Source organism: Clostridium sp., assembly GCF_029258205.1.
GTDB lineage: Bacteria > Bacillota > Clostridia > Clostridiales > Clostridiaceae > Sarcina.
In genome coordinates this window covers 1-5,248 of the sequence record NZ_JARHZJ010000021.1, presented here as the reverse complement: position 1 = coordinate 5,248, position 5,248 = coordinate 1, and the positions used below count along the sequence as shown (strand labels likewise).

The window sequence follows — 5,248 nt, the reverse complement described above, 5'->3', positions numbered from 1 at the left end:
ATGCCACAAATAACATATCTTGTCTATTATGGTTTTAATTTTTTTATAGAGATAATGGCTATGAATTTGCTGATTTATCAGAACTTGAAGAAAAAACTGAAACTAAAACAAAAGTGTATTTCACTCATCCATATTCTTAATTTGAAAAATATACAAATGAGTATCTTAATAGATTGTTAGATCTTTTATTCCAAAGGTAAAAAGAATTTTAGATTACTCACTTGAAACTATATCTTTCATAAAAAATTGGATGATTACTCTTCCTAAAAATCTTCTTAATTAAAGTAAGACTAAGGAAGAGTAATTTGAAATACACTTAGATAAAATATATTAATTATAATAATTAGTTTTTAAATCTTAATTAAAGACTAGTTCAATTTTATATTGAAATTAGAATATTTTAGTTAATTGATGAATAGTAAGATGTTATGTCTTTATATTCTATACTTCCATCTGCTTCATAAACAATTCCTAAATGTCCATTTTTAAATGATAGACAAGAATATCCACCACCTAATTTATTACCATCTTTAGGATAAGGAATACCTACCTCTTTAATTCCTTTAGATAAATCATCAAAATCAATCATATAAACAGTAATGTTATCTCTTATATATCCACCTTTAGTATTCTTAGGAGCAGAAATTAATCCAACTCTATGTCCATTTGAAGTATTAACTTTAATAAATGAACCTTGACATCCAGAACCCTTACCAGTTGAAATTTTGTTATTTAAAGGTTCGTATACTTTCCATGTTTCTCCTAAATCATGAGAGATGTATGCTGATCTATAGCCAGTTGAATCATTTCTGGCACTCATTATTAAAGCTCCATCTAATTCTATTACCATATTCTCAGATGTTTTTGGGTTAGGTACTTTATTTCCCATTGTCCAAGTTTCTCCATTATCTTTTGAATATATAATTGATGAATAATAGTTGTTAGCATTATTTTCTCTTAATGCAATTTGTATTGGCATAACTATTGTTCCATCATCCATTACAATACCTGAACCAACTCCCCCAAGCCATCCAATTGTATTACTTGGCTGATTTTTTATTTTTGAAGAGTTAGTAGTTAAATCTATTTTTTCAGACCATGTTTTACCATTATCATCTGAATAAACCATTTGAACAGACCAGTCTTTTCTTAATGAATTAGTAGTCACAGCCCAATTTCCATTTTTATTCCATGAACCTGCAAGTAGTATTATTCTTCCTGTATTAGTTACAACTGTTGTTGAATCCATTACACGAGAATAAGTAGAATCCTTACGATCATTTTTCATTGCTATTTTATAATCTTCCCATGTCTTACCACCATCAGTACTACGTGCACAACCTATATCTATATACCCATGATCATTAGGCCCATTATAACGAACATCAGAAAACGTTATCATTGAGCCGTCATTTAATGTTTGCATACTTGGAATTCTAAAGTATTTAGATTTCCACATATTATTTTCTCTGTCAAAAATCTTCGTTGCGTTTGTTTCATTATTTTTTTCTATCCCCTTAGCTAGTATAGTGTTACTAGTAGTACCTACTAACATTATACCCATAACAAATAAAGAGCTTAATTTTTTGATGAAATTTTTTTTCATTTTTTACCCCTCCATTTTAGAAAAAATTTTTTTAAACACTGATTTTGAAAATTATTTTTAATTAATTATATCAGATTTTACTACTTTAAATCTATTAAAATTTATTCATTTTATTAAAATTACTAAACATATAACGTTTTCATTAAAATTTTGTTAATTTATTAAAATAATATATATAAAATAATTTTTTAATTAAAGCCATAGTAATTTATATACCTAAAAACACTTTATAAGCTTTTTTTGTAATGTTTGATCTCAATTGTAATTATGATAAAATAATCTTCGAGGTGAGTAAAAATTATGAAAAAAACAGTAAAGGTAGTTGGGGCTATAATTGAAAATGAAAAGAAAGAAATTCTTTGTGCCTTAAGATCTAAAGACATGACTATTCCTAAAAAGTGGGAATTTCCAGGTGGAAAGATTGAGGAAGGAGAAACTTTAGAACAAGCAATAGTTAGAGAAATTAAAGAGGAATTAGATTGTGATATAGAATATATATCCACATTTAATGATAATACTTATGAATATGAAAATGTTATAGTTAACTTAATAACATTAAGATGTAAACTTGTTAATGGAACTCCAAAGCCTAATGAACATGCAAAACTTATATGGCTTCCAATAGATTACCTTGAAACTCTTTCATGGGCTCCTGCTGATATTAAAGCTGTAAAGCAATTAGTAAGTGAAAAATAAGAAAATTATAAAAGAAATTTTTTTAAGAGTCTGTATCAAAATATAATAATAAAACTTACAAACATATTTCGAGAATTACTAGATTTAAATTCTAAAGTTAATCTAAATATTCTCTTTATACTGTTTGTAAGCTTTATCAAAAGTTATTTTGAGGTGCACCCCTTTAAATTTCATTTTCTAACAAAAAAATTACAATTTACTATTCATTCTTTAACGCCCTAAAATAGATTACAATGCTATAAATGAAATGATAAAGTTACTTTAACTTATTAGAAAACATAAAATAATAAAGAAAAAGCTAGTAAAGTTACGTTTACTATTATTCTTTATTATCAAAGCGATCTGCATTCATTATCTTATTCCATGCAGATACAAAATCTTCTATAAATTTTTTCTCATTACCCTTAGATGCATATACCTCAGCAACTGCACGAAGTTGTGAATTTGATCCAAATACAAGATCTACTCTTGTTGCTGTCCATTTTTTTGTACCTGTTTCTCTATCAAATCCTATAAATTTTTCTTTGCTTTCAGGTGATACTTTCCAAATTGTATCCATATCAAGAAGATTTACAAAGAAATCATTTGTAAGACATTCTTCTCTCTTTGTAAACACCCCATCCTTTGATTGTTTATAATTAGTGTTTAACACACGCATACCACCAATTAATACTGTCATTTCAGGAATAGTTAAGCCTAATAATTGAGCTTTATCAATTAACATTTCATCTTGTATTTCCTCATATTTGTCTTTTACATAATTTCTAAATCCATCTGCATTAGGTTCAAGAACACTAAATGAATTTATGTCTGTGTCATCTTTTGTTGCATCATTTCTTCCTGAAGTAAAGGGAACAGTGATATTATGCCCTGCATTTTTTGCAGCTTTTTCAATACCAACACATCCACCTAATACAATAATATCAGCTAAAGAAACTTTTTTATCCTTTGAGTGTGATCTATTAAAATTCATCTGAATTTTTTCTAAGGTATTTAAAACTTTCTTAAGCTTTTCTGGCTCATTAACCTCCCAATCTTTTTGTGGCTCTAAGCGTATTCTTGCTCCATTTGCTCCTCCACGCTTATCTGAACAGCGAAATGTTGATGCAGATTCCCAAGCTGTTTTAACAAGTTCTGATATTGATAATCCTGAAGCTAAAATATTTTTCTTAAGCTCTTGAATATTCTTTTTATTAATCAATTTATAATTAACTTTTGGTATTGGATCTTGCCAAATAAAGCTTTCTTTTGGCACTTCTGGTCCAAGATATCTTGATATTGGTCCCATATCCCTATGGGTTAGCTTAAACCAAGCCTTTGCAAAATCATTAGCAAATTTTTCTGGATTATCTAGATAGTCTTTTGCTATTTCTTTGTAAATAGGATCATTAATAAGTGCTAAATCTGCCGTTGTCATCATAGGTCTATGTTTTTTTAATGGATCATAGGCATCAACCACCATATCCTCTTCATCTACATCTTTAGCCAACCATTGATATGCTCCTGCTGGACTTTTAACTAATTCCCACTCATATTTAAATAGTGTTTTTAAGTACCCCATTGTCCACTTTATAGGCTCTGCTTTCCACGCACCTTCAATTCCACTACCTATTGTATATGGGCCATTACCAGTTTTATAACTATTTTGCCACCCCAATCCTTGCTGTTCAATAGGCGCAGCTTCTGGCTCTGGTCCAAGATATGAAGGTGACTCAGCCCCATGGCATTTACCAAAAGTATGTCCACCTGCTATAAGTGCAACTGTTTCGTAATCATTCATTGCCATACGAGAGAATGTTTCTCTTACATCCTTAACTGATGCCTTAGGATCTGGAACTCCATTTGGGCCCTCTGGATTTACATAAATTAAGCCCATTTGCACAGCAGCAAGAGGATTTTCTAGTTCTTTATTATTTTTATCATCTTTCTCACTCTCATTTCCAAGCCATTCTTTCTCACTACCCCAATAAATATCCTCCTGTGGTTCCCAAACATCCTCTCTACCACCACCAAAGCCAATTGTCTTTAATCCCATATATTCTAATGCACAGTTACCTGTCAATATTATAAGATCAGCCCAAGATATTTTATTTCCATACTTCTTTTTGATTGGCCAAAGTAAACGACGTGCTTTATCTAAATTCACATTATCTGGCCAGCTATTAAGTGGTGGAAAACGTTGCAATCCTTGACCTCCACCACCTCTTCCATCACTAATTCTATAAGTTCCAGCACTATGCCAAGCCATACGAATAAAAAGTGGGCCATAGTTACCATAATCAGCAGGCCACCACTTCTTAGAATCTGTCATCAATTTATATAAATCATTCTTTAGTTCATAATAAGCTAACTTTTTAAATTCTTTTGCATAGTTAAAATCTTTAGACATTGGATTACTTAACTCTGAGTTTTGGCGAAGAATATTAAGCTTAAGCTGATTTGGCCACCAATATTCATTATTTGTTCCACTCCCTGCTACTCCTTTCCTTGTTCTTCCTGTAACTGGACATTTCCCTTCTACCATATAAAACCATCATCCTTACCCTTCTTCTGTATTTACCTACCAATCTACTTAATTTATTTATACATATAAGTAATATAGACTTTTTAAGGTAAATACTATTACATTTAATTATATAGATATATAACTAGTACTATGATATAATTTCTTATTTTCTTCTTACCACTAACTTCTATTAAATTAATAAAATATGCTACTTTTTTTCTTCTATAGTTTTATTAAAATTCCTACCACTTCTTTTAATAACTCCCCCAAAAAAAACTTCCCATTGAATCATAGCCTCTTTTATAGAGCTAACTTTCTATAGAAATTATAAGAATCTTTATATTTAAATACAAATTAAGTTACAAAAATAGAAAGCTAAATTTATATAATATTGGAAAATAGTTTAAATATAATGTATAATTCATTACAATAAAGATATA

Annotated in this window: 3 protein-coding genes and 1 pseudogene; 2 read left to right on the top strand and 2 right to left on the bottom strand. The window is 29.4% G+C overall.

The window, feature by feature from the left end; all coding sequences use genetic code 11:
• Window positions 1-50 precede the first annotated feature (50 nt).
• A pseudogene (locus tag Q1J60_RS02470) lies at window positions 51-283 on the top strand (IS30 family transposase); the annotation flags it as partial.
• A 117-nt stretch (window positions 284-400) separates the two neighbouring features.
• Here Q1J60_RS02470 and Q1J60_RS02465 read toward each other — a convergent pair.
• Window positions 401-1,606 carry a sialidase family protein gene (locus tag Q1J60_RS02465; protein WP_300258025.1) on the bottom strand — a complete coding sequence of 402 codons (1,206 nt, stop codon included), beginning with the start codon at window positions 1,604-1,606 and terminating at the stop codon, window positions 401-403.
• Between the two features lie 300 nt (window positions 1,607-1,906).
• Here Q1J60_RS02465 and Q1J60_RS02460 point away from each other — a divergent pair, with 300 nt between their 5' ends.
• Window positions 1,907-2,302, top strand: a complete 396-nt coding sequence (locus Q1J60_RS02460) for a (deoxy)nucleoside triphosphate pyrophosphohydrolase (RefSeq protein WP_300258022.1) — start codon at window positions 1,907-1,909, stop codon at window positions 2,300-2,302.
• 319 nt (window positions 2,303-2,621) lie between these two features.
• Here Q1J60_RS02460 and katG read toward each other — a convergent pair whose 3' ends face one another.
• Window positions 2,622-4,826, bottom strand: coding sequence for a catalase/peroxidase HPI (katG, locus tag Q1J60_RS02455; RefSeq protein WP_300258019.1), 2,205 nt, complete (start codon window positions 4,824-4,826; stop codon window positions 2,622-2,624).
• Between the last annotated feature and the right edge of the window lie 422 nt (window positions 4,827-5,248).